This window comes from Geobacillus sp. Y412MC52 (assembly GCF_000174795.2).
Taxonomy (GTDB): Bacteria; Bacillota; Bacilli; order Bacillales; family Anoxybacillaceae; genus Geobacillus; species Geobacillus thermoleovorans.
In genome coordinates, this window is record NC_014915.1 from 2142640 (window position 1) to 2162399 (window position 19760).

Sequence of the window (19760 nt, forward strand, 5' to 3'; positions counted from 1 at the left end):
CGACATAATTCGCGCTTGGGGGCTATGATGGAACACTCGATCCTTTGGCTGCTTGCTGCGGTGGGCATCGGTTTGCTGGGGCTCAGCTTCCGCTTTCTTTCACCAAGAGAAGTATGGCTTTCGTTTTTGCTGAATGCGTATATTTCCAGTTTGATCGGCCTGATCGTCAGCGGGGCGGGAATGCTTGCTATCCGGTGCGGCTGTTTCCAGATTATACGAACGACAGCGTGATCTTTGAATCCTTGCTTTACCCTGTTGTCAGTGTGTACGTTTACGGGACATCGCGCCGCTCGGGCTGGAAGGGGATATGGATGCAGTGCGCCGCTTATACAGGGGCGATGACAGCGGTCGAGATCCTGTTGGAGCGGCACACCGACCTGATCGAATACCATACGTGGAAGTGGGAATATTCATTCGTCTCGATGTTTGTCGTGACGCTCGCGGTTCGCCTGCTTGCCGGACGGCTGCTTCAAGAAAACGGGTGAGCTGGCATGTCTATTTCTCCTAGTTGGCGCTATACATATAGTATCATTGTCCAAAAAAGGAGGCGAATAGGATGGTGCTGTTTGACATCAAACACCGCCTGTATTACGAAGCCATCAATTCCGCGCGGCCGAAAATGGCGCCGATCCGCCAAGACCGGGCGTGGGGGTATGTATGGAAGACCGTGAACGGCGAGGCGGTGAAGTTTTGGATCGATTTCCAGCGCGGACAGTATCTCTATTTTGAATATGGACGAAAATGGTATCGGGTGAAGTATTTGCAGGCGAACGGGCGGAAATCAGGCGAAGACATATTGAACGGGGCGATGATCGATTTGACGGTGGATGGACATCGACTTCTGTTGCTGAAGGGGCGCATCCGCAGCCAGACGGCGCGCTATGTAAAAGACTGTTGCTCCCTGGGCCGCCCTACATGAATCGGTCTACAACCGCGCTTGCGCCCATGCCTGATCAAACGCCCGGTGGATCTATGACGTTCTCATCAGCCGCACAGCACAGGCTGGACAACAGAACCCCTGACAGGAGAGGATGAAGACATGGATCGAATCCACTTATGGGTGTTGCTGGTGCTGGGCCTCATCCTATTGGTTTTCTTCAGCTTGCGCAAACCGCCCATTAAAGACGTGATTCTCGTGTTTTTATTGAAAGCTTATTTTTCCACCTTTTTCGGTGTCATTGTGGTCGAAAAGCATTTGCTCGACTATCCCGTGAGGTTTTTGGGGCAATACTTCCAAACGAGCATCTTGTTTGAATACTTTCTGTATCCGATCATGTGCGTGTATTTTTATCGAACGTCGTACCATTCGAGCTTTTTCGGCATTGTCGGACAATGCGCCTTGTATACAGCCGCTTTGACGTTCATAGAAGTTCTTTATGAAAAGTATACAAATTTGATCACGTACCATACGTGGACATGGATGCATTCGTTTGTCACGATCTTTCTTCTGTCGTTTTCCATTCGGATGCTGATGAAGTGGATCAACCGCTGGGAAGAGTCCGTCCGCTGGCGTTCATGACCGCTTCGTCACGGAAGCGCCCGAACGGACAAGAGACAACGTTGGCTTTCCAAAAGAAACCGTTTGCGGCCGGACGAATGTCCGCATGAAGCCCCTATGGCGAAAACGTGAGATCCTCTTGGCGGCAGATGTCAAAGCAAGCATACAGGCGGCAAAGAGCGCCTCGGTCTCCTTGCCGCCTTCTTTTTATGCCCACCACATCTCCGGCAGTTCTTCTTTGAACAACACCTTTTTCAAGAGGGCGACGGCCTTTGACAGCCCTTCATCGATCGAAGCGAGCATATCTTCGTGTTCGATTGACAGCACGTAGTCGTAGCCGACGGCGCGCAGGGCGCTGACGATGTCGCGCCACATTTTTTCGCTTTGCCCGTAGCCGACGGTGCGGAACACCCACGAGCGGTCAAGGATTTGGCTGTAATGTTTCGTGTCGAGCACGCCGTTTTTGCGGATGTTCGCTTCGTCTAAGTACGTGTCTTTCGCATGGACGTGGAAAATCGCTTTTTCGCGGCCGAGCAGTTTGATCGCCTCAACCGGGTCGATGCCTTGCCAAAGCAGGTGGCTCGGGTCAAAGTTGGCGCCGATCGCTTCACCGACGTGTTCGCGCAGTTTGAGGAGCGTTTCCGGGTTGTAGACGACGAAGCCCGGATGCATTTCAAAGGCGATTTGCGTAATGCCGTGCTCCTTGGCGAACGCTGCTTCTTCGCGCCAGTACGGGATGACGACTTCTTCCCATTGCCATTTTAAAATTTCCAAGTAATCCGGCGGCCAAGAGCACGTGACCCAGTTCGGGTATTTGGCGCCGGGATGGTCGCCCGGGCAGCCGGAGAAGGCGTTGATGACCGGGACTTCAAGCTGCTCAGCGAGCCTGACCGTTTTCCTCCATGTATCATGCGACTGTTTCGCGAACGTTTTGTCCGGATGAAGCGGGTTGCCGTGGCAGCTTAACGCGCTGATCACAAGGCCGCGGTCGGCGACGGCTTTTTTCAACGCTTTGATTTTTTCCGGTTGGTCCAACAGCGCGTCAGGATCGCAATGGGCGTTGCCCGGGTAATTTCCGGTGCCAAGCTCAACGGCCTCAATGCCCATGGCGGCGACTTTGTCGAGCATGTCTTCCAACGGCAGCTGTTGATACAAAACAGTAAATACGCCTACTTTCATCTCGTTCTTCTCCCCTTTCTAGCGGTGTGAAGCCGGCCGGTCGGCGGCCGGCTCCGCCGTTCCATTTTGTTGTGGCATCATCTAGCACCCAGCCAGCGAAACGAGGCCGACGTCTCCGCGGTGCTGACGCCGCTTATTCCGCCACCCGCACCCACCGTTTGGTGCGATGGCTTTCCAAAATGGCGTCGACGATCCTCATCGTATGGTGGCCGTCGGCGATCGTCGCAAACGGCAGTTCCCCGAGCGCCTCGCCGCGTTGTTTCCGGATGATGGCGCTGTAAAAATCACGGAACAAATTTTTAAGCCCGTCCGGCCAGCCTTCCTCATGGCCGCCTGGATAATGGGCGTAAGCGGCGGCTTGCGGCGACAAGAGCGCTGGGTCGCGGACGATTTCTTCGTTCGGGCCGTTGCGGCGCCCGACCCAGAGGCGGTTCGGGTGCTCTTGGTCCCAGGCGAGCGTCATCTCATCGGCGGCGATTTCAAAATAGAGCCGGTTTTTCCGGCCAGCGCTCACTTGGGAAATCGTAAACGCCCCATGGGTGCCGTCGTCAAAATGGACGAGCACGCTGCCGCCGTCTTCGGTGTCAATCTGGACTGGCTCCGCGTCTTGGTTGCTGCCGGATGTAAACGTGCTCCCTTCCTGTTTCGGCTTGTAGCGAACCGGATGGACGGTGCGCAAGTCGGCGAACACTTCAACGATCTTCTTGCCAAGCACATACTGAACCGTGTCGCACCAGTGCGAACCGATGTCGGCGATGGCGCGCGACGGGCCGTTTTGCGCCGGCTCAAGCCGCCAGTTGTAGTCGGTGTCATACAAGAGCCAGTCTTGCACATAGCCGCCGTACACGAAATGGACGCGCTTCGCCTCACGGGCAAGCCGCTCTTTCGCCTCGACAACGAGCGGGTAGTGGCGGTAGTTGAAGCAGACCGCGCTAAGGCTTTCGCTTTGTTCAGCGAGCCGCTTCAATTCCGCCGACTGTTCGCTGTCCATGGCGAGCGGCTTTTCCGACAATAAATGTTTTCCCGCCTCAAGCACCGCCTTGTTGATGGGAAAATGCGAAACGTTGCGCGTGCAGTTGTGAACGGCTTCGACGTCCGGGTCGTCAATTAAGGCGCGGTAGTCGCCGTATGCTTTCGGAATCCCGAACCGGCGCGCGGCTTCCTCCGCTTTTTCTTGGCTGCTTGAGGCAATGGCGACAATGTTCACAAACGGCAGGCGGCGGAGCGCCTCAATATGGGAAGAAGCGGAAAAGCCCGTGCCGATAATGCCGACGTTGATCGGTTTCACTGCGTCACTCCTCCTTGTTTCGCTTTGATCGGCTCAAGCGGCTTGACGTTGCCAAAGACGATTTCCCCGCGGTTGACCGGCGCGGCCCAGCGGACGGCGTTGGCGATCACTTTCAGCACATCCGGGTGATGGTACGTCGGATACGTTTCATGGCCGGGGCGGAAGTAGAAAATTTTCCCTTTCCCGCGCGTGAACGTGCAGCCGCTGCGGAACACTTCTCCGCCTTCAAACCAGCTGATGAAAATCGTTTCGTCCGGCTCTGGGATGTCGAAAAACTCGCCGTACATTTCTTCCTGCTCAAGCTCGATGTACGGTCCGATTCCTTCCACGATCGGATGGCCCGGGGCGACGACCCAGAGACGCTCTTTTTCATCGGCTTCGCGCCATTTCAAATTGCATGTCGTCCCCATCAGCTTTTTGAAAATTTTCGAGAAATGGCCGGAATGAAGGACAATGAGCCCCATTCCTTCCAGCACGCGGCGGTGGACGCGTTCGACAACCTCATCTTTCACTTCATCATGGGCGATATGCCCCCACCAGACGAGGACGTCGCACCGGTCGAGCACCTCGTCGGTCAAGCCGTGCTCCGGTTCGTCGAGCACAGCGGTCGCGGCGTCAAACCCTGCTTCGGCTAGGTAGCTCGCGATGACAGTATGCATTCCTTCCGGATAAATCGCTCTTACCTGTTCATCTTTCTTTTCATGGCGAAATTCGTTCCAGACGACAACGCGGATGGGTGTGGTCATTCATTGATCCCCCTTGGTTCTTTCGGCCTGCCTGTATGCGGCTAGGCCGAGTGTTTTTTGGAATGTTTCCCTATGTTCGCGACTCGTTGGGACGCCAGTGCGATTCATGGAGCGTTTCTCACCATTCGATGCGAACGTGCCGCCCTTGGTCGGACGATTCGTAAATCGCTTCTAACACTTTGGCGATCGTAAGCCCTTGTTCAGCGGTGCAAAGCGGCGGCGTGTTCTCGGCGATGCTCGTCAAGAAATGGTCAAGGAGCGCCACCCGTTCGCTTTGATTATCAAAATGGAGCGTGACATCGGCCGGAACGCCGTGTTCGTTGCGGAACCATTTCACTTCTTGGCGGTTGCCGGCGATATTCCACTCCCAGCGCACGCCGCCTTCCGTGCCAAGAAACTCGACATATGCCCGCTCTTCTTCAATGTGCGACGCCCAGCTCGTCTCAAGCAGCACCGTCGCGTCGTTTTCGAGCTGGATGAACGCCGAGGCGAAATCCTCGACCGTATAGGCGGCATCAGGCGCAAACGATGTTCCCGGCCATGCCCCTTGGCGGCGCGGGCCGAACTTCGCGTACGTTTTCCCCGTCACCGCGACCGGGTTCGGGTTCCCGAGCAGCCAAAGCGTCACATCGAGCATATGGACGCCCAAATCGATGAGCGGGCCGCCGCCGGAGCGCTCGCGGTCAAAAAACCACGCCCCCCATGCGGGAATGCCGCGGCGGCGCACCCAACCCGTTTTCGCGTAATAAATCTCACCGAACGCGCCGGATTGGATTCGCTCATGAAGCCATTGCGCCGCTTGGCGGAAGCGGTTGTTCAGCGCCACCATAAACTGCTTGCCTGATTCGTCTCGGGCGCGGATGATGGCGTCCGCCTCTTCCGCTTTGGTCACCATCGGCTTTTCGCAAAGAACGTGTTTTCCGGCCCGCAAACTGTCGACCGACACTTGGGCGTGCAAAAAGTTCGGCACCGTGATGATGACGGCATCGACATCAGGAGAGGCGAGCAGCTCTTTGTAGTCGCGGTACACGTTGCGGATGCCGTACGTTTTCGCTTTTTCCGCGGCCGCTTGTTCATTGACGTCGCAAATCGCCTGCAAGACAGCGCGCTCCGAAAGTTTTAGCGCCGCCTTGATGTGTTCATTGGAAATCCCTCCGGCTCCGATCAAGCCGAGGCGGATTGGAAGTGTGTTTCCCATGTCCTTTTCCCCCTTGCGCTCATTTGTTTTCTCTGTCCCATATGCTCCACCGATTCGCCGTCCGTTTTCTAAGTGATGTAATCGATTACATCACCATGCTAAAAAAATCCGCCCGTTCCCCGCACCGGACAGAGAGCGCTGTCAGCCCCTTTGCCTAGAGCGCTCTCCTCCACACGAATCGCGAATGACGAGCCGGTCGGGAAGAACAAGCTGACGCCGCCGCGCGCTCGTTCCTTCAATGAGCGCAAGCAGCAATTCCATCGCTTTTTGCCCGATCTCAAACATCGGCTGGGCGATCGTCGTGAGGCTCGGTTCAAAAATCGAGGCCATTTGAATGTCGTCAAATCCGACAACGGCCACATCGTCGGGAACGCGTCCGCCTCGATGGCGAACCGCTTTGATCGCCCCAATCGCCATCTCATCGTTGGCGGCGAAAATCGCGGTCGGCGGCTTCTCAAGAGCGAGCAGCTTCAGCGTCAAATTATATCCGGACTCATAGGTGAAATCACCCTCCTGCACGAGCGCAGCGTCCGCCTCAAGCTCATGCTGCGCCAGCGCCTGTTGGTAGCCGCGCAGCCGGTCGCGGCTTAAAATGATGTTCATTGGCCCGGACAGGTGGGCAATGCGGCGATGGCCGAGGCGGATCAAGTGTTCTGTCGCCTTGCGGGCGCTGCTGATGTTGTCGATCGAAACGGTCGGGATGTCCGCCCCTTCCAAATACTCGCACGCCAAGACGATCGGAAACTGCCGCGCCATCTCTTCCACCAGCTCTTTGCGGATGCGGGCGGTCAAAAAAATCATCCCGTCGACTTGCCGCTGCGGCAGCAAATTCAAATACTGCTCCTCAAGCCGGACATCGTTTTGCGTATCGCCAAGCAGCACCTGATAGCCGTGCTTGAGGGCGACCGCTTCAATGCCGCGCAGCACCTTCGAGAAAAACGGATTCGTAATATCGGGCACGACGACGAGCACCGTCTCGGTCTCCATCCGCCGCAAATACCGGCCGAGCACGTTCGGCTGGTAGTTCAGCGCTTCAATGGCTTCGAGCACGCGCTGCCTTGTCTCTTCAGTGACGTTGCCCGCGTTGCGCAGCACGCGCGACACGGTGGCCGTCGATACGTTCGCCCGTTTCGCCACGTCTTTTATGCTTGCCATTCGTTATAGTCCTCTCAGTTATGTAATCGATTACATCTCCATCGTATATGAAAGACAGGGCGGTTGTCAAGCGTTGTTTTTCCTATCCGTCTTAGACATAGTTTGCCCCTTTCTCATAGGCTAAAAAGATCATCCCGCATCAAGAAAGCTTCTACGCAAGCGTAAGCATGAGATGAATCGATGCTTCCTACCTCCAACCGCAGGCGTAGGCGGGACAGCGTTCAAAACTTAGGCTCTATGCAGTTTCACTTTTTCCCCGTAGAGCTGCGCAAGAAACATTGGCGGGATTCTATTCGGCATGACAATCCGATGGCAGCTGCCCTCCTCAGCAAAATGAGGTATACTGAGAGTGAGAAAGTCGAGTTGAAAAAAGAGTTTTTGCGCATGTTGGTGCGATAGTTGGGAGAGGAGAACTCCATGGAAATTAGAAAACCAAACGATTTGGAATACAAAAAGATTTTATCACTCACACCACAAGCATTATTCGATGGCACATTAGGCGAGGCAAAACCGTCAGATGAAAAAGTCAAACAACTGATTGAGCCATTATTGCAGAAAGGGAGCTATTATTTGATCGCAACGGAAGGCAATCATCTCATGGGTTGGATTTTAATCGGAGCAAGCCAAGACCCGCTCACTGAGAAAATATATGGATTTATCTACGAATTGTTTGTGTTGGAAGAATTTAGGGGGGAGGGGATTGCAAGGAAATTAATAGAAACCGGCATCGAACATCTGAAACAAGATGGATATTCAGAGGTTCGTTTGCGTGTATATGCAGGAAATCAAGCGATGAAACTGTATGAAACATTCGGATTCAAGCAGAAAACCATTATCATGAGCATGAACGTTTAAAGAGGCGCCTTTGCCCGAACGCAAAGGCGCCCATAATGGAGTTCAGTCCGATTAATCTAATCAATCGCCTGGCGCGCGCGGTCTTGCAGCATTTTCACCCCAGCGAGTGAAATCAAGCCCATGACGACGATATAGAAGGAGATGGCCGTGGCGCTGCCGTATTTGTGCAGCAGCCATGTGCTCACGAGCGGCGCTGGGCCGCCGGCGATGATCGATGCCAACTGGTAGCCGAGCGAAGCGCCGCTGTAGCGCAGGCGCGTCGGGAAGTTTTCCGCGATCATGGCCGCCTGCGGGCCATACAGCATGCCGTGGAGCACCATGGCCACGACCGTCGCCAAGAAGATGAGCCCGACGCTTTTCGTATTGACAAGCCAATAATACGGAAACGCCCAAAGCATCAACAAAATCGTGCCCGTCATGTAGACGCGGCGGCGGCCCCACCGATCGGATAAATGGCCGGAATAGACGATCGAAAGCGCGTTGATCACCGCAGCGATAATCGTCACATTGACGAAAATGCTTTTTTCCATCCCCAAAAACGTCGTCCCATAGCTGACGATAAACGTGACAAAAATGTAGAACGACCCGTTTTCAATCACCCGCGCCAGCGCTGACCATAGAATTTCGCGCGGATGCTTGACCAGCACCTCGCCGACCGGCATCTTGCTCGTTTCTTGTTTTTTCATCGCTTCTTGGAACAGCGGCGATTCGAGCACTTTCAGCCGGATGTACAGCCCGATGGCGATGAGAAGGAAGCTTATGAGAAACGGAACGCGCCATCCCCACGCATAAAAGCTGTCGCCGCCCGCCGCAAGCATCAGCGTCGTCACAAGGGAAGAGGACAACAGCCCGAACGGCACGCCCATTTGCGGCAGGGAAGCCATCAGCCCGCGCCGTTTGCCTTCTTCCCACTCCATCGCAATCAAAATAGCGCCGCCCCATTCCCCGCCGACGCCAATGCCTTGAATGAGACGCAGCGCGGTCACCAGCACCGGCGCCCACAGGCCGATTTGCTCATAGGTCGGCATCAGGCCGATCAGCGCGGTCGCCAACCCCATCAGCAACAAAGTGGCCACCAACGTCGCCTTCCGCCCGATGCGGTCGCCGAAATGGCCGAAAATCACGGCGCCGACCGGCCTGGCGATAAATCCTAACGCAAAGGTCGTAAACGATTGCATCAGGGCGACGTACGAATCTCCTTGTGGAAAGAATAATTGTGGAAACACGAGAGCCGCCATCGTCCCGTAAAGGAAGAAATCGTACCATTCAATCGTCGTACCGACCACACTTGAAATCGCCGCCCGCTTTTTTTGGCGCTTCAATTCCGCCGCATCCATCATCGTTACAGCCATTCACAACACCCCTTTCACGCAATCAAAGTGCGCGCATTTCATGGAAACGGAAAAACAAATGGATGATAGCCAAAAATGAGCATGATGTCAGCGCTTCCAAAAACAAACCGTCATGGACTCGTTTCTTTGTCAGACCGTAATGCCGTTCCACAAGCCCGTCATGGAGCTTTCCCTTCCCGAGCAACAAGCACATGCACAACGGCATCGACGACCGTTTCTTCCCGCTGGTTGACGATCCGCTGATGCACCGTGACGAGCCCGGCTTCCTCGCCCCGTTCTGTCAACCGCTTCACTTCCGATTCCACGTAAATCGTATCGCCGATCTTGACGGGACGAACGAAACGAAGTGAATCGATGCCATAAAACGCCAGAACCACTCCCGGCTCCATCATCCACAGCCCCGTCGCCGCCGACAGCGTCAACATCCCATGGGCGATGCGCTCGCCAAATGGCGTCCGCTTGGCGTATTCCCCATCCATGTGCAGCGGATAAAAATCTCCGGAAACGCCGGCAAACTGCACAATATCAGCTTCGGTGATCGTTCGCCCGCGCGAACGGTGGCGCTCGCCAAGCGCATACTGTTCAAACGGACGGTCAAATCGCACTCCTTCCCCTCCCCTTGATTGGTGCAAAAAAGAGTAAAAACAAATTCCACCCCCTTTCGCAGCTGCCGCTGCCTATTTTGTTAATATTCTGAATATTAATCATATTATCTTTGGCCTTTACGCATCCCTCCCCGCTAGTCGTCTGTCATTAACATATGAACGGAGTGGAGCGGATAGAACTGCTCCTCCTCTGTTTCGTGTTTCAAAATGGGCATTACCCCAAAAAACAAAAGGATGCTCGCCTGGCATCCTTTTTCATGTTCGTTCCTTATTCTTTTACCGAGCCGGACGTGAGCCCAGAGACGATGCGGCGCTGGAACAACAGCACCATGATGACGAGCGGGATCGTCACAATCACGGTGGCCGCGGAAATTTCGCCCCACGGGATCGTATACTGGCCTTGGAACATGGCAATGCCGACCGGAACGGTTTTGTATTTTTCCGCCGTATTGATCGTCAAGGCAAATAAAAATTCGTTCCATGCGGCAATGAAGACGAGAATGGACGTCGTAAACACCCCTGGCACAGCGAGCGGCAAAATGATTTTAAAATACGTCTGCATCGGCGTCGCCCCGTCCATTTTCGCCGCTTCTTCCAAGTCAAACGGAATCTTGCGGAAAAAGGTGACAAGCAGCCAAATCGACAACGGCAAGGCAAACGTCGTATACGGAATGATCAATCCCAAGTAGCTGTTCGTCAACCCGAATTTTTTCACAAACATGTAAATCGGAGAAATGGTGGCAATTTGCGGAAACATGGATACAGCCAACACCAAGCCGAGAATGACCGTCTTGCCTTTAAATTCAAGGCGCGCGATCGCATAAGCCGCAAACGCGGCGACAAAGACCGTATACACCGTCGTAATGGCCGCCACGACCGTGCTGTTCCATAAATAGCGCAAAAACGGGTAATTGACAAAGACCGACACATAGGATTTTAAGGTCGGATGGCTCGTAAACCAATCGAACGCTTTGTCGCCAAACAATTCGCTAAGCGGCTTAATGGAACTGAGCAAAACCCATAAAAACGGAAACATCACAAAGAACACAAACAGGGCCAAAAACACGTAAAAGAACGGACCGGCTTTTTTTTGCATCGTCTCACCCCTTCGTTATCGTTTGACGCTGGAGCCATCAGACAACAAATCTTTCCCAAGCCAGCGAATATAGATCATGGAAATCACCGCCACGCAGAGAAACACGATGACAGCGAGCGCCGATCCCGCACCGAAATTCGTCTGCGAGAACATGACTTTATACGCTAAAATGGAAATCGTTTCCGTCGAGTTCGCCGGCCCTCCGCCGGTTAAGACGTAAATCAAGTCGAACACGCGGAACGCATCGAGCGTGCGAAACAACAACGCGACTAAAATGCTTGATTTTAACAGCGGCAGCGTGATTTTTGTGAATTGCTGCCATTTGGTGGCTCCGTCGATGGAGGCGGCCTCATACAACGAACTCGGGATCGTTTGCAGCCCGGCCAGCAGCAAGAGCGCCATATAGGGGGTTGTCTTCCATACATCGGCAAAAATGACCGCAAACATCGCCCCCGCTTCCGTCGTCAACAAATCCCCCATCCGGTCGACAAGGCCGACCGTTTCGAAATATTTGGCGACAATGCCGTTTTGTCCATCGTATAAAAATTTCCACATCAGAGCGGATACGGCGGTCGGAATCGCCCACGGAATCAAAATCGTCGCCCGCACCAACCCGCGGCCAAAAAAGGCCTTATTGATGAGCAACGCAATTCCGAGCCCTAACACCAGCTCAATGGCGACCGACACCACCGTAAAGAACGTCGTATTCCATAACGCTTTCCATAAGCGCATGTCGCTGAAGCTGTCCTTATAATGCTTGAGGCCGACAAAGTTCGGCTCGATCACGACCCCTTCGAGCCCTTCGGCCAAGCCGACGACTTTATCCGCCTGCTCCAGTTCGCCCGCTTTTTTCATCTCCTTAAGCGCTCGGACGACATCATGAACCGTGTCGGTCAGCCGCTCGGCCGTCTGTTTGTCCAGCTCGGCGATCTTCAGCTCATCGCTTGGCGTCTCGAAATTGTCGAGCACTTCGTTCACTTTGTCATATTGCTTCGCCACTTGATCGTTGGAACGGATCGCCGCGTCCAGTTTCGCGAGTTTTTGTTCGATTTGCGCCAACGTTTGTTTCGTTTGTCCATCCGCCGCCGCCATTTCCTGCTTAAGAGCGCTTTTGAGGAACGGATAGTTTTGTAGATATCCTTCCAGATCGAGGCTGTAACTCCAGTGAATCGACGATTTGGTCGGGTCGTTGAGCCGATAGTCGAACAAGCTGTAATAAAAGGACTGGATGACAGGCCAAATGGCAATCGCCAAAATGAGCAGCATGGCCGGCGCGACAAGCGAATAGCCTAATAGGCGCTCCATTCGCTTTTCATTCCTCATCGCTGTTCTCTCCCTTCTGCTTGGAAAAGGATATTAGCCTTCAGCACCGGGCAGATGGCGGCCTGAAGGCTAATGAACCGAAAGTGGTCAAACAAAATTTGCGTTCTTTGTTTGGCTGATGGGGCATTGGCCGGCGTTGGCCGGATTCGGATCGGCTGCGGCGCGCCGGCCCAGTCATTCGCCTTACTTATTCAAGGCTGCTTTCATTTCTTTTTCCATATTGGCCACAGCTTGTTCGACCGTCAGCTCCCCGGCCAGCGCTTTGGATACGTTAATTTGGATGATTTCCGAAATTTCCGGGTAGTTCGGGACGACCGGGCGCGGCACAGCGGCGTTCAACGCATTGACAAATCCTTCTTCCGCAAAGAACGGATTGGCTTTTAAGACATCTGGATCTTTAAACAGTTCCGGAAGCGTTGGCGCTAAACCGCCGTAAATCGCAGAAATTTTTTGCCCCTCCGGCCCCGTCATAAATTTGACAAATTCCCATGCTTCTTTCGGATGTTTCGAATATTTGTTGATCGCGGTCATCCAGCCGCCCAGCGCGGCAGCCGAACCTTTGTCTCCGGCCGGAAGCGGAGCCACGCCGACTTTGCCGACGATTTTCGATTGTTCTTTGTCATTCGCTAGCGCGTATTGATAAGGCCAGTTGCGGATAAACGGCGATTGTCCTTCAATGAACGCGGTATGCGATTCTGGTTCAGTGAAGGTGGTGATGTTGCTCGGCACAACATCGGATTTGACGATTTCCACCATTTTCTTCAGCCCTTTGATCGTTTCTGGGCTGTTGATCACGACATTCCCGTTTTTATCGACGATTTGCCCGCCATAAGAGGCGATAAATTCAACCGCGTTGCACACCAATCCTTCATATTGTTTGGCTTGCATCAAATAGCCGAATTTCGTGCCGCCTTTTCCTTTCAGTTCTTTCGCCTCTTTTAAGAGCTCATCCCATGTTTTCGGCACTTTGTCCTTTGGCACCAGGTCGGTGCGATAGAACAGCATGCCGGCATCAATGAATTTCGGCATCGCCCATTGCTTGCCATTGAAGTTGCCGGCCGCAAGCGCCCCTTGGTTGTATTTGCCGAGGTCAATGCCGTCTTTCTCAATAAAGCGGTCGAGCGGCAGCGTATAACCCGCTTGAGCAAACTCAGCCGGCCAAATGACGTCGAGATCCATGACATCGATTTCCGACGACTGCGCATTTAACATCGTGACATACGCATCATGCTGCTTCCCGGTGTCAGCCGGCATTTCGCGAAATTCCACATCGATGTTCGGGTGCGTTTTCTCGAACGCTTCGATGATTTTTTCGGTGGCTTTCGTGGAGTCTTGGCCGCGGGCATAGACAATTTTCACTTTTTCAGACTGGCTCGTTTTCCCTTCTTCTTTTTTGCTGTCTTTGCCCGTCTGGCTCTCGCTTTGGCCGCCGGAGCATGCCGCGAGCCCCATCGTAAGCGCTAACAAAACAGCCGATGTTTTTAACGTCTTTTTCATCGTCATTCTCCCCCTTTAAATTTCGGATTTGTCAAACACCGCATGGCATCGCGTATAGTGGTTGCTTCGACTGCCACAATCACCTCCTGGACATGACATCCATTGACTTTTGACTTGGCATCCCCCACTGCTTGTCTATGCGTCGATTGTTTGTAATCGATTACATACAAATGGGCGAATCATCCTCGTTTTCGCTTGTCTGTTCTTTTCTCGCCAAAGCCGAAAAGCGGGCATCGTTTTCCATTTCTCCTTTTCAATGAAAACAGCTTGTCTATCAGCATCGCGCCCCTTGTCCGCTTTGTCGACTTATTATGTAATCGATTACAAAATCATCTTACATCGCCGTAAAATCGTTCGTCAAGTCCCTAAATTCTTTTTTTTCTCTATAAACAAAGAACCCCAAGCCGTTTGGCTTGGGATATGCCTCACACCTCCACCGTCTTCCCTTCCTCGACGATATGATAAAGCAAATGCGCCAAATGGTGAATCGGGCCGTATTCCTCTTCGCCGTCTTCCGCCATTTCTTCTTCTTCGGCGAATTCAAGGTCGTTTAAGTAAAGCGCCATAAATTCGTAAAAGTCTTTCAGCTCAAAGCTGTAGCACGCGCTCGGGTCTTCGTTGTCTTCTTCGTATTGAAGCATTAAATACGATACCTTGTCTTCGTTGTCCACGGCGTCAAAAAAGATGAAATAGCCGATGTTCGTGTCAAGGTCAAACAGATGCCGCGTCCCGCCTTCGGTCGCCTTATCAAAATCCTCTTGGCTCAACTTGCCGACGTTCATCGCTTCAACGTCGTCTTCGCGGTGAAACTGAACCGTAAATGTTTTCATCGTGATTTCCTCCTTAGAAAATGCTTAATAAATACGTTTTTGACAGCCGCTCGAGCAGTTTCACCCCGGTCAAGCTGTTCCCTTTATCATCGAGAGCCGGGCCGAAAACGCCGATGCCGCACCGCCCGGGCACGGCAGCGAGAATGCCGCCCGAGACGCCGCTTTTCGCCGGAATGCCGACTTTGATGGCAAATTCACCTGATGAGTTGTACATGCCGCACGTGACCATGAACGTTTTGCAAATGCGGGCGACATCAAGCGGCATGAGCCGCTCGCCCGAATGCGGATCGCGTCCGTCAAGCGCGAGCACCAAGCCGATGCGCGCCAAGTCGATGCATGTCATTTCGATGGCGCACTGTTTCGTGTACAAGTCCATCAGCTCTTCGACATCTTCGTCAATGATACGATGCTGCTTGAGAAAATAGCAAAGCGAACGATTTAAAAACGCTGTTTCAAATTCGGAGCGGGCCACTTCGTCGGAGTACGAAATGCGTTCGTTGCCAGCGAGACGGCGGACGAACGCTAACAGCCGTTCCAGCCGTTCGGACACCGAGCCGCCTTGAATCATCGACGTGACGACAAGCGCGCCGGCGTTAATCATCGGATTCAGCGGCTTGGCAGGCTTTTCCTCTAATTTGGCAATGGAATGAAACGGATAATCCGTCGGCTCCATGCCGACTTTATGGAACACCTCATCCTCGCCTCGGTCGATGAGCACAAGGGCGAGCGCAATAATTTTGGAAATGCTTTGCAGCGTCACTTTCACCGTCACATCCCCGGCGCTCACCACCTTACCGTCCGGCGTATAGATGGCGACCGACAGTTCATTTGGGTTCGCTTTGCCTAGAGCGGGAATGTAATCGGCTACTTTTCCATAGCGGGCGTACTGCTTCGCTTCTTCGACAAAGCGGGCCAGTTCTTCTCGATTGTACACAAGCATCACCGATGGTTAGTATCGCCTATTTTTCCGTTTCTATGCCCAAACGATTCAAACAGCGACAGTTTCAGACAGGGGACGCTTTGCCCTCAGCGGACCGCCGGCAAAAAACCGCCCCGCTCCTCTCAAGGCGGCAGCCTGAGCCTGCTGTTTGAACAGCAGCCGTTTTTCTTTTATTCTTCTTCGGCAAATACGTTTTTCAATTCGATCGCAAATCCGGGAAACATGCGAACAGGAATCGTATCATCGCGGACGTACATTCCTTGATGGCGGAATCTCCCTTCTTCCAGCACATAGACATCAATCGTCTCATTCATCGGATCGACAATCCAATATTCTTTCACCCCTGCCCGCTCGTAACGGTGAAATTTGACAATTTTGTCCTTGCGCACCGTCGATTTTGAAATAATCTCCACAACAAGATCCGGCACGCCGACAATTCGTTTTTCGCGAATTTTGCTTTTGTCGCAAACAACGACAAGATCCGGCTCAACCCATTCGCGAATTTGTTCCGGATCATCCCGATCCGCCAAACAAACGTCGATCGGAGCGCCAAATACGGTGCATTCTCTCCCACGCAAATAGGCCGCAAACTCGACCAGCAATTCACGTTGCACGGCCTGATGTTTCGGCGTCGGAGCGGGGGACATGTTGAAGACTTGGCCATCAATAACCTCATAGCGTACATCTTCGTCAAACATCATGTATTGCGCATAAGTAAACGGCTGCCCTTTTTCCGGCACCGGCATGAAAACGTCCTCCTTTCCCGTTTTCTTTATAGTATACTTGAATACCGCCCGGCAGCCTAGAGGGCCGGTGATTAAAGGGAAAATCGGCTGATCCCAACTATATTATTTATTGGGGAAACCTTGTCATGCTGGTATTCCTTGCTCATCCAATGTCGCCGAGTTGGACGCAAAATCTGTTTTTCACCGGCCTTCTAGAGGGATGGTGAAAAACGACCCATTTTCCGAATCCATTCTTTCGGACTGGCAAAGAGGGGCGATCGCACAAGGTTTCTCAAGTTGAGAAGAGGACGACTTTTGCGGTTTTTTCACTAAATCACCGGCCTTCTAGAGAACTGGTGATGTAATGAAAAATCAGCCCAAAACACACTTTTCTCAAGTTGAGAAGCCTTTTACCATCAGGTCTTCTCTTGCGGCCCAAAACAACGATGAAGCGGAAAGCATCGTTTTTCACCAGCCTTCTAGCGTCTTCTTTTCCCCACACTCCGTTGTAGGCAAGGGAGAACCGTTTCAAGTATAATGAAAAAGAGGTGAAGAGCATGCAAGAAGCCATCAACATGTCCCCGTCCCCGTCATGGGAACATCAAATCGTTTGCGACAATCTTGTTTCCATGATCAAAGGAAAAAGCCCATGTCAACCGATTTCAAACTTGTCCGTGAAACTCGAAAAGAACGGAAAAGTGATGAACGAGTTTATCCAGCCGGATGTCGCTGTCTATTGCGAACGGCCGGAAAAAATCATCGGCGGCTATAAGGGGCGGCCGCTCATTGTCATCGAAGTTGTCAGCCCGTCAACCTACAAAATCGATGTGACGCTGAAAAAAGATTTGTACTGCGCCTACGGAGTGGAAGAATACTGGATCGTTGACCCATACAACAAAACAATCCGTCAGTGCACACTCGAACATGATCGATACGCCGAGACGATCATCGCCTGCGGAGAAACGTTCGATTCTGTTATCGGAACGATTGACACCGCGCTCGTTTTCCAAGGCGTGTAGAAGACGGGGAAAAACAATTCTTTTTGGCCTATCGGCGGTTTTTGTGGCGGAAGGCGAGTCGATTTTGCAAAGTTTCTCAACTTAAAAAGAGTCTCTGCTGAACAACTCGTTTCCAATCACGAGTTCTTTAGCGGGACATCTTGCATGCTTTGCCGTATAATCAATGGCGAATTCTCTGTCGCAAAAGCAGAGGCGGACAGACAGAGGAAGATACGTTTAAATGAGCATGAAAACAGAAAAAAACAGACTTGTCAGCAACAAGGATGCCGCTAGTCTTTCAACGGCATCCTTTTCCAACTCAACGCAAAATTCGCCATTGATTTTGTCCTGCTTTTCTTGTATAATCGGAAATGTCTCACCATCCATTTCGGGATGTAGCTCAGCTTGGTAGAGCACACGCATGGGGTGCGTGGGGTCGCAGGTTCAAATCCTGTCATCCCGATCGAAAAACCAGCCGAAAAAACGTCCGGCTGGTTTTTTATTCTTTCAGGCGTTCCCCCATCGTGATGCTGTTTTCCCCTATGAACTTAAGGATATTTTACTTTCATGGTGAAAATAGGAGGAAACCTCCTAAAATTCACCTCTTTTCTTCTAGTTGTTTCATAAACCTTATCGTATTTCATACAGATTGGCAAAGTTTAGAAAAACATTACTTTTTCCTTTTTTTATATCATTTAGATGAATAAAACTTTCTTCTCTTGGATTGTTGTTAATTAACAAGAAAAACCGCTCTTTGCTAGATAAAGTGATTTCTTTTGGAATAGGGATGATAAAATCCTGATCTTTTGGTTGTTCAAGCGTATAAGAACGAGGTTGTTTTCCTCTTACTCCATATATATTTCCTTCCATATCAAAAAACATGATCTCCTCCACCATTTTGTGCGGACTTTGATCAATTCGAACATACCGTGCTTTATTAACCTCTTCTACTTTTAAAGGAGTGAAACGATCATTTAACAAAACAACAGATGGCAGACCAAACTCGTTGCTTTTACTGTTTTCCTTCTTAAATATCTTTTGAACATTATCCAATTTTATATGTGATGATATTTCAGAGAAATCATTTTTATTCCTTTTACTTACTAATACCTTCGTTACAGGTATGTTTTCCGTAAAAAATTGTTTTTGATCTTTATCAATTAAAATAGGCAAATACTCACTAAAATCATAATTGCTTGATACCTGGACACGAATCGGAATTTTTAAGGATCCGTTTCCTTTCATGTGAATATCATAATACGTGTATTTTTTATTGTTAATCGAAAATTTGATAAATTTTTGATTATGGAAAATAAACAGACGAAAGTGACGATCTGTATCTTTTAGACTATCAATGATAAAGTTGAACGTGAATTGTTTCATTCCAGATTTTAAAGAAACAATATCAACCGATTCATTATCAATCATCCACTTTTTTTTCAGTTTCGAATCAACTGTAAATGAAGTTGCGGTATCAGGAATAAATCCAAGCTGTTCCTGCGCATTATTTGGTATAATAAAATGTTCATTTTCATGGAAAGAGATAGTATCACTTGTATGTAAGGGTTGTCTATTTTCTTTTTCATTTTCTTTTTTTAAAAAATTATTGCATCCTGAAAACAGCAATACAGAAAGCATGATGAGTACTATAATCAAATAGCTTTTTTTTCGACCCATTTTATCATTTTCCACCTTCCGTTTTCACCTTGATGAAAAAGCCCAAAATGCTGAGGCATTTTGAGCTTTTAGTTTTTATTAAAATCTTATACTATCTCCTGTATCAGCCATATAAGTATTAGTAGAAGTTGATAATGTGTGATGAGAAGTAGCTCGATATTCCCATCCAGAAGGAACACTTCCTGGATAATGAGAAACTGTTGCTGTATCAGTAGTTTTTCCTAACCCAGTATCTTGCTTAGTACCTAGAGAGTTTCCATTAAGCATTAACGTCGTAGTTACTCCATGAGATGAAAGAGTAACTTTACTCGTCGTTTTTCCAACAGCCTTCACTTCACTAACAGGATACGCATTTGGAGTAATTCCTTTTATCGACGAAGATGCCGAAGATTCTGAAACATAAATATACGTGGAGCCTGTCCCTACTGTGGATATAGAAATTGATCCTTGAGCCGTCACTTTTCCGTTTTCTACTACTGCTCTCAAGTTTGCTTCATTGCTATAATGGATGGCATTTTCCCATAATTTTGAAACACTGTCTTTATTCTCTTCTGCAAAACTCCTCCTGAAGAAAAAGAAATCAAAGAAGCGGACAAGGCTGTGGCAAGTCCGAATTTCAAAAACTTCATTTTCTTCATTTCCTATTCTCCATTTCTCATTTTTTGTAATTTCATTGGCTCTTCACCACAAGTTGTACTTGAGATTTTAAGATAGGTATGCATAGGGAAAATAGAGGGTACAAAAAATGCGAATTTTCCTGTATGGTAAAGGTGACCAAACCAAACCATTGGAGGAAAA

At 50.8% G+C, this 19760-nt stretch carries 22 protein-coding genes, 1 tRNA gene and 1 pseudogene; 8 read left to right on the forward strand and 16 right to left on the reverse strand.

Annotation, left to right across the window (positions count from 1 at the left end; genetic code table 11):
- Positions 1–27 precede the first annotated feature (27 nt).
- From GYMC52_RS20015 to GYMC52_RS10515, 4 genes are all read left to right on the forward strand, one after another.
- Positions 28–231 (forward strand): hypothetical protein, encoded by a 204-nt coding sequence (locus GYMC52_RS20015; RefSeq protein WP_230982694.1) that lies wholly within the window; start codon positions 28–30, stop codon positions 229–231.
- Complete coding sequence (locus tag GYMC52_RS20020; RefSeq protein ID WP_230982695.1) at positions 195–485, forward strand: CBO0543 family protein; 291 nt, start codon at positions 195–197, stop codon at positions 483–485. Before GYMC52_RS20015 ends, GYMC52_RS20020 begins: the two co-directional genes overlap by 37 nt.
- Positions 486–556: 71 nt before the next feature.
- Positions 557–919 carry a hypothetical protein gene (locus GYMC52_RS10510; protein ID WP_013524057.1) on the forward strand — a complete coding sequence of 121 codons (363 nt, stop codon included), beginning with the start codon at positions 557–559 and terminating at the stop codon, positions 917–919.
- A 120-nt stretch (positions 920–1039) separates the two neighbouring features.
- Positions 1040–1519, forward strand: coding sequence for a CBO0543 family protein (locus tag GYMC52_RS10515; RefSeq protein ID WP_013524058.1), 480 nt, complete (start codon positions 1040–1042; stop codon positions 1517–1519).
- A 186-nt stretch (positions 1520–1705) separates the two neighbouring features.
- Here the strand turns inward: GYMC52_RS10515 and GYMC52_RS10520 are convergent, their stop codons facing one another.
- The 5 genes from GYMC52_RS10520 to GYMC52_RS10540 form a co-directional block, all read right to left on the reverse strand.
- On the reverse strand, positions 1706–2677 hold the full coding sequence (locus GYMC52_RS10520) for a sugar phosphate isomerase/epimerase family protein (protein ID WP_013524059.1): 972 nt from the start codon (positions 2675–2677) through the stop codon (positions 1706–1708).
- Positions 2678–2810: 133 nt separating this feature from the next.
- Positions 2811–3965, reverse strand: a complete 1155-nt coding sequence (locus GYMC52_RS10525; RefSeq protein ID WP_013524060.1) for a Gfo/Idh/MocA family protein — start codon at positions 3963–3965, stop codon at positions 2811–2813.
- Positions 3962–4711: a ThuA domain-containing protein gene (locus GYMC52_RS10530; RefSeq protein WP_013524061.1), complete on the reverse strand. Its 750-nt coding sequence runs from the start codon at positions 4709–4711 to the stop codon at positions 3962–3964. Before GYMC52_RS10530 ends, GYMC52_RS10525 begins: the two co-directional genes overlap by 4 nt.
- 118 nt (positions 4712–4829) lie before the next feature.
- Positions 4830–5909: a Gfo/Idh/MocA family protein gene (locus tag GYMC52_RS10535; RefSeq protein ID WP_013524062.1), complete on the reverse strand. Its 1080-nt coding sequence runs from the start codon at positions 5907–5909 to the stop codon at positions 4830–4832.
- Positions 5910–6050: 141 nt separating this feature from the next.
- Positions 6051–7064: a LacI family DNA-binding transcriptional regulator gene (locus GYMC52_RS10540; protein WP_013524063.1), complete on the reverse strand. Its 1014-nt coding sequence runs from the start codon at positions 7062–7064 to the stop codon at positions 6051–6053.
- A gap of 237 nt (positions 7065–7301) precedes the next feature.
- Here GYMC52_RS10540 and GYMC52_RS20025 point away from each other — a divergent pair.
- Positions 7302–7460, forward strand: a pseudogene (locus GYMC52_RS20025) (DUF4351 domain-containing protein); the annotation flags it as partial.
- Positions 7461–7481: 21 nt separating this feature from the next.
- Complete coding sequence (locus GYMC52_RS10550; RefSeq protein ID WP_013524064.1) at positions 7482–7919, forward strand: GNAT family N-acetyltransferase; 438 nt, start codon at positions 7482–7484, stop codon at positions 7917–7919.
- A 56-nt stretch (positions 7920–7975) separates the two neighbouring features.
- Here GYMC52_RS10550 and GYMC52_RS10555 read toward each other — a convergent pair whose 3' ends face one another.
- The 8 genes from GYMC52_RS10555 to GYMC52_RS10590 all read right to left on the reverse strand — a co-directional run bounded on the left by GYMC52_RS10555 (position 7976) and on the right by GYMC52_RS10590 (position 16308).
- Positions 7976–9271: an MFS transporter gene (locus GYMC52_RS10555; RefSeq protein ID WP_013524065.1), complete on the reverse strand. Its 1296-nt coding sequence runs from the start codon at positions 9269–9271 to the stop codon at positions 7976–7978.
- A 158-nt stretch (positions 9272–9429) separates the two neighbouring features.
- Complete coding sequence (locus GYMC52_RS10560; RefSeq protein ID WP_011231605.1) at positions 9430–9876, reverse strand: MaoC/PaaZ C-terminal domain-containing protein; 447 nt, start codon at positions 9874–9876, stop codon at positions 9430–9432.
- A gap of 268 nt (positions 9877–10144) precedes the next feature.
- Positions 10145–10972: a carbohydrate ABC transporter permease gene (locus GYMC52_RS10565; protein WP_013144974.1), complete on the reverse strand. Its 828-nt coding sequence runs from the start codon at positions 10970–10972 to the stop codon at positions 10145–10147.
- 15 nt (positions 10973–10987) lie between these two features.
- Complete coding sequence (locus tag GYMC52_RS10570) at positions 10988–12295, reverse strand: carbohydrate ABC transporter permease (protein ID WP_013524066.1); 1308 nt, start codon at positions 12293–12295, stop codon at positions 10988–10990.
- Positions 12296–12478: 183 nt separating this feature from the next.
- On the reverse strand, positions 12479–13792 hold the full coding sequence (locus GYMC52_RS10575) for an ABC transporter substrate-binding protein (RefSeq protein WP_013524067.1): 1314 nt from the start codon (positions 13790–13792) through the stop codon (positions 12479–12481).
- Positions 13793–14217: 425 nt separating this feature from the next.
- The gene (locus GYMC52_RS10580) at positions 14218–14622 is read right to left on the reverse strand and encodes a hypothetical protein (protein ID WP_013524068.1); all 405 of its coding nucleotides are present in this window, start codon (positions 14620–14622) and stop codon (positions 14218–14220) included.
- 13 nt (positions 14623–14635) lie between these two features.
- On the reverse strand, positions 14636–15562 hold the full coding sequence (glsA, locus tag GYMC52_RS10585; protein ID WP_015731725.1) for a glutaminase A: 927 nt from the start codon (positions 15560–15562) through the stop codon (positions 14636–14638).
- A gap of 170 nt (positions 15563–15732) precedes the next feature.
- A complete protein-coding gene (locus tag GYMC52_RS10590; protein WP_013144969.1) occupies positions 15733–16308 on the reverse strand; it encodes a Uma2 family endonuclease in 576 nt (191 codons plus the stop codon).
- Positions 16309–16844: 536 nt separating this feature from the next.
- Between GYMC52_RS10590 and GYMC52_RS10600 the strand changes: the two genes are divergently transcribed.
- Positions 16845–17306: a Uma2 family endonuclease gene (locus GYMC52_RS10600; RefSeq protein ID WP_015731726.1), complete on the forward strand. Its 462-nt coding sequence runs from the start codon at positions 16845–16847 to the stop codon at positions 17304–17306.
- Positions 17307–17674: 368 nt separating this feature from the next.
- Positions 17675–17748, forward strand: a tRNA-Pro gene (locus GYMC52_RS10605).
- Between the two features lie 167 nt (positions 17749–17915).
- Here the strand turns inward: GYMC52_RS10605 and GYMC52_RS10610 are convergent.
- The 3 genes from GYMC52_RS10610 to GYMC52_RS19605 form a co-directional block, all read right to left on the reverse strand.
- Positions 17916–18977, reverse strand: coding sequence for a hypothetical protein (locus tag GYMC52_RS10610; protein WP_230982696.1), 1062 nt, complete (start codon positions 18975–18977; stop codon positions 17916–17918).
- Positions 18978–19040: 63 nt separating this feature from the next.
- On the reverse strand, positions 19041–19448 hold the full coding sequence (locus tag GYMC52_RS19325; protein ID WP_144319738.1) for a hypothetical protein: 408 nt from the start codon (positions 19446–19448) through the stop codon (positions 19041–19043).
- The gene (locus GYMC52_RS19605) at positions 19445–19600 is read right to left on the reverse strand and encodes a hypothetical protein (protein ID WP_013524072.1); all 156 of its coding nucleotides are present in this window, start codon (positions 19598–19600) and stop codon (positions 19445–19447) included. The genes GYMC52_RS19325 and GYMC52_RS19605 overlap by 4 nt, the downstream gene beginning before the upstream one ends.
- Positions 19601–19760 lie beyond the last annotated feature (160 nt).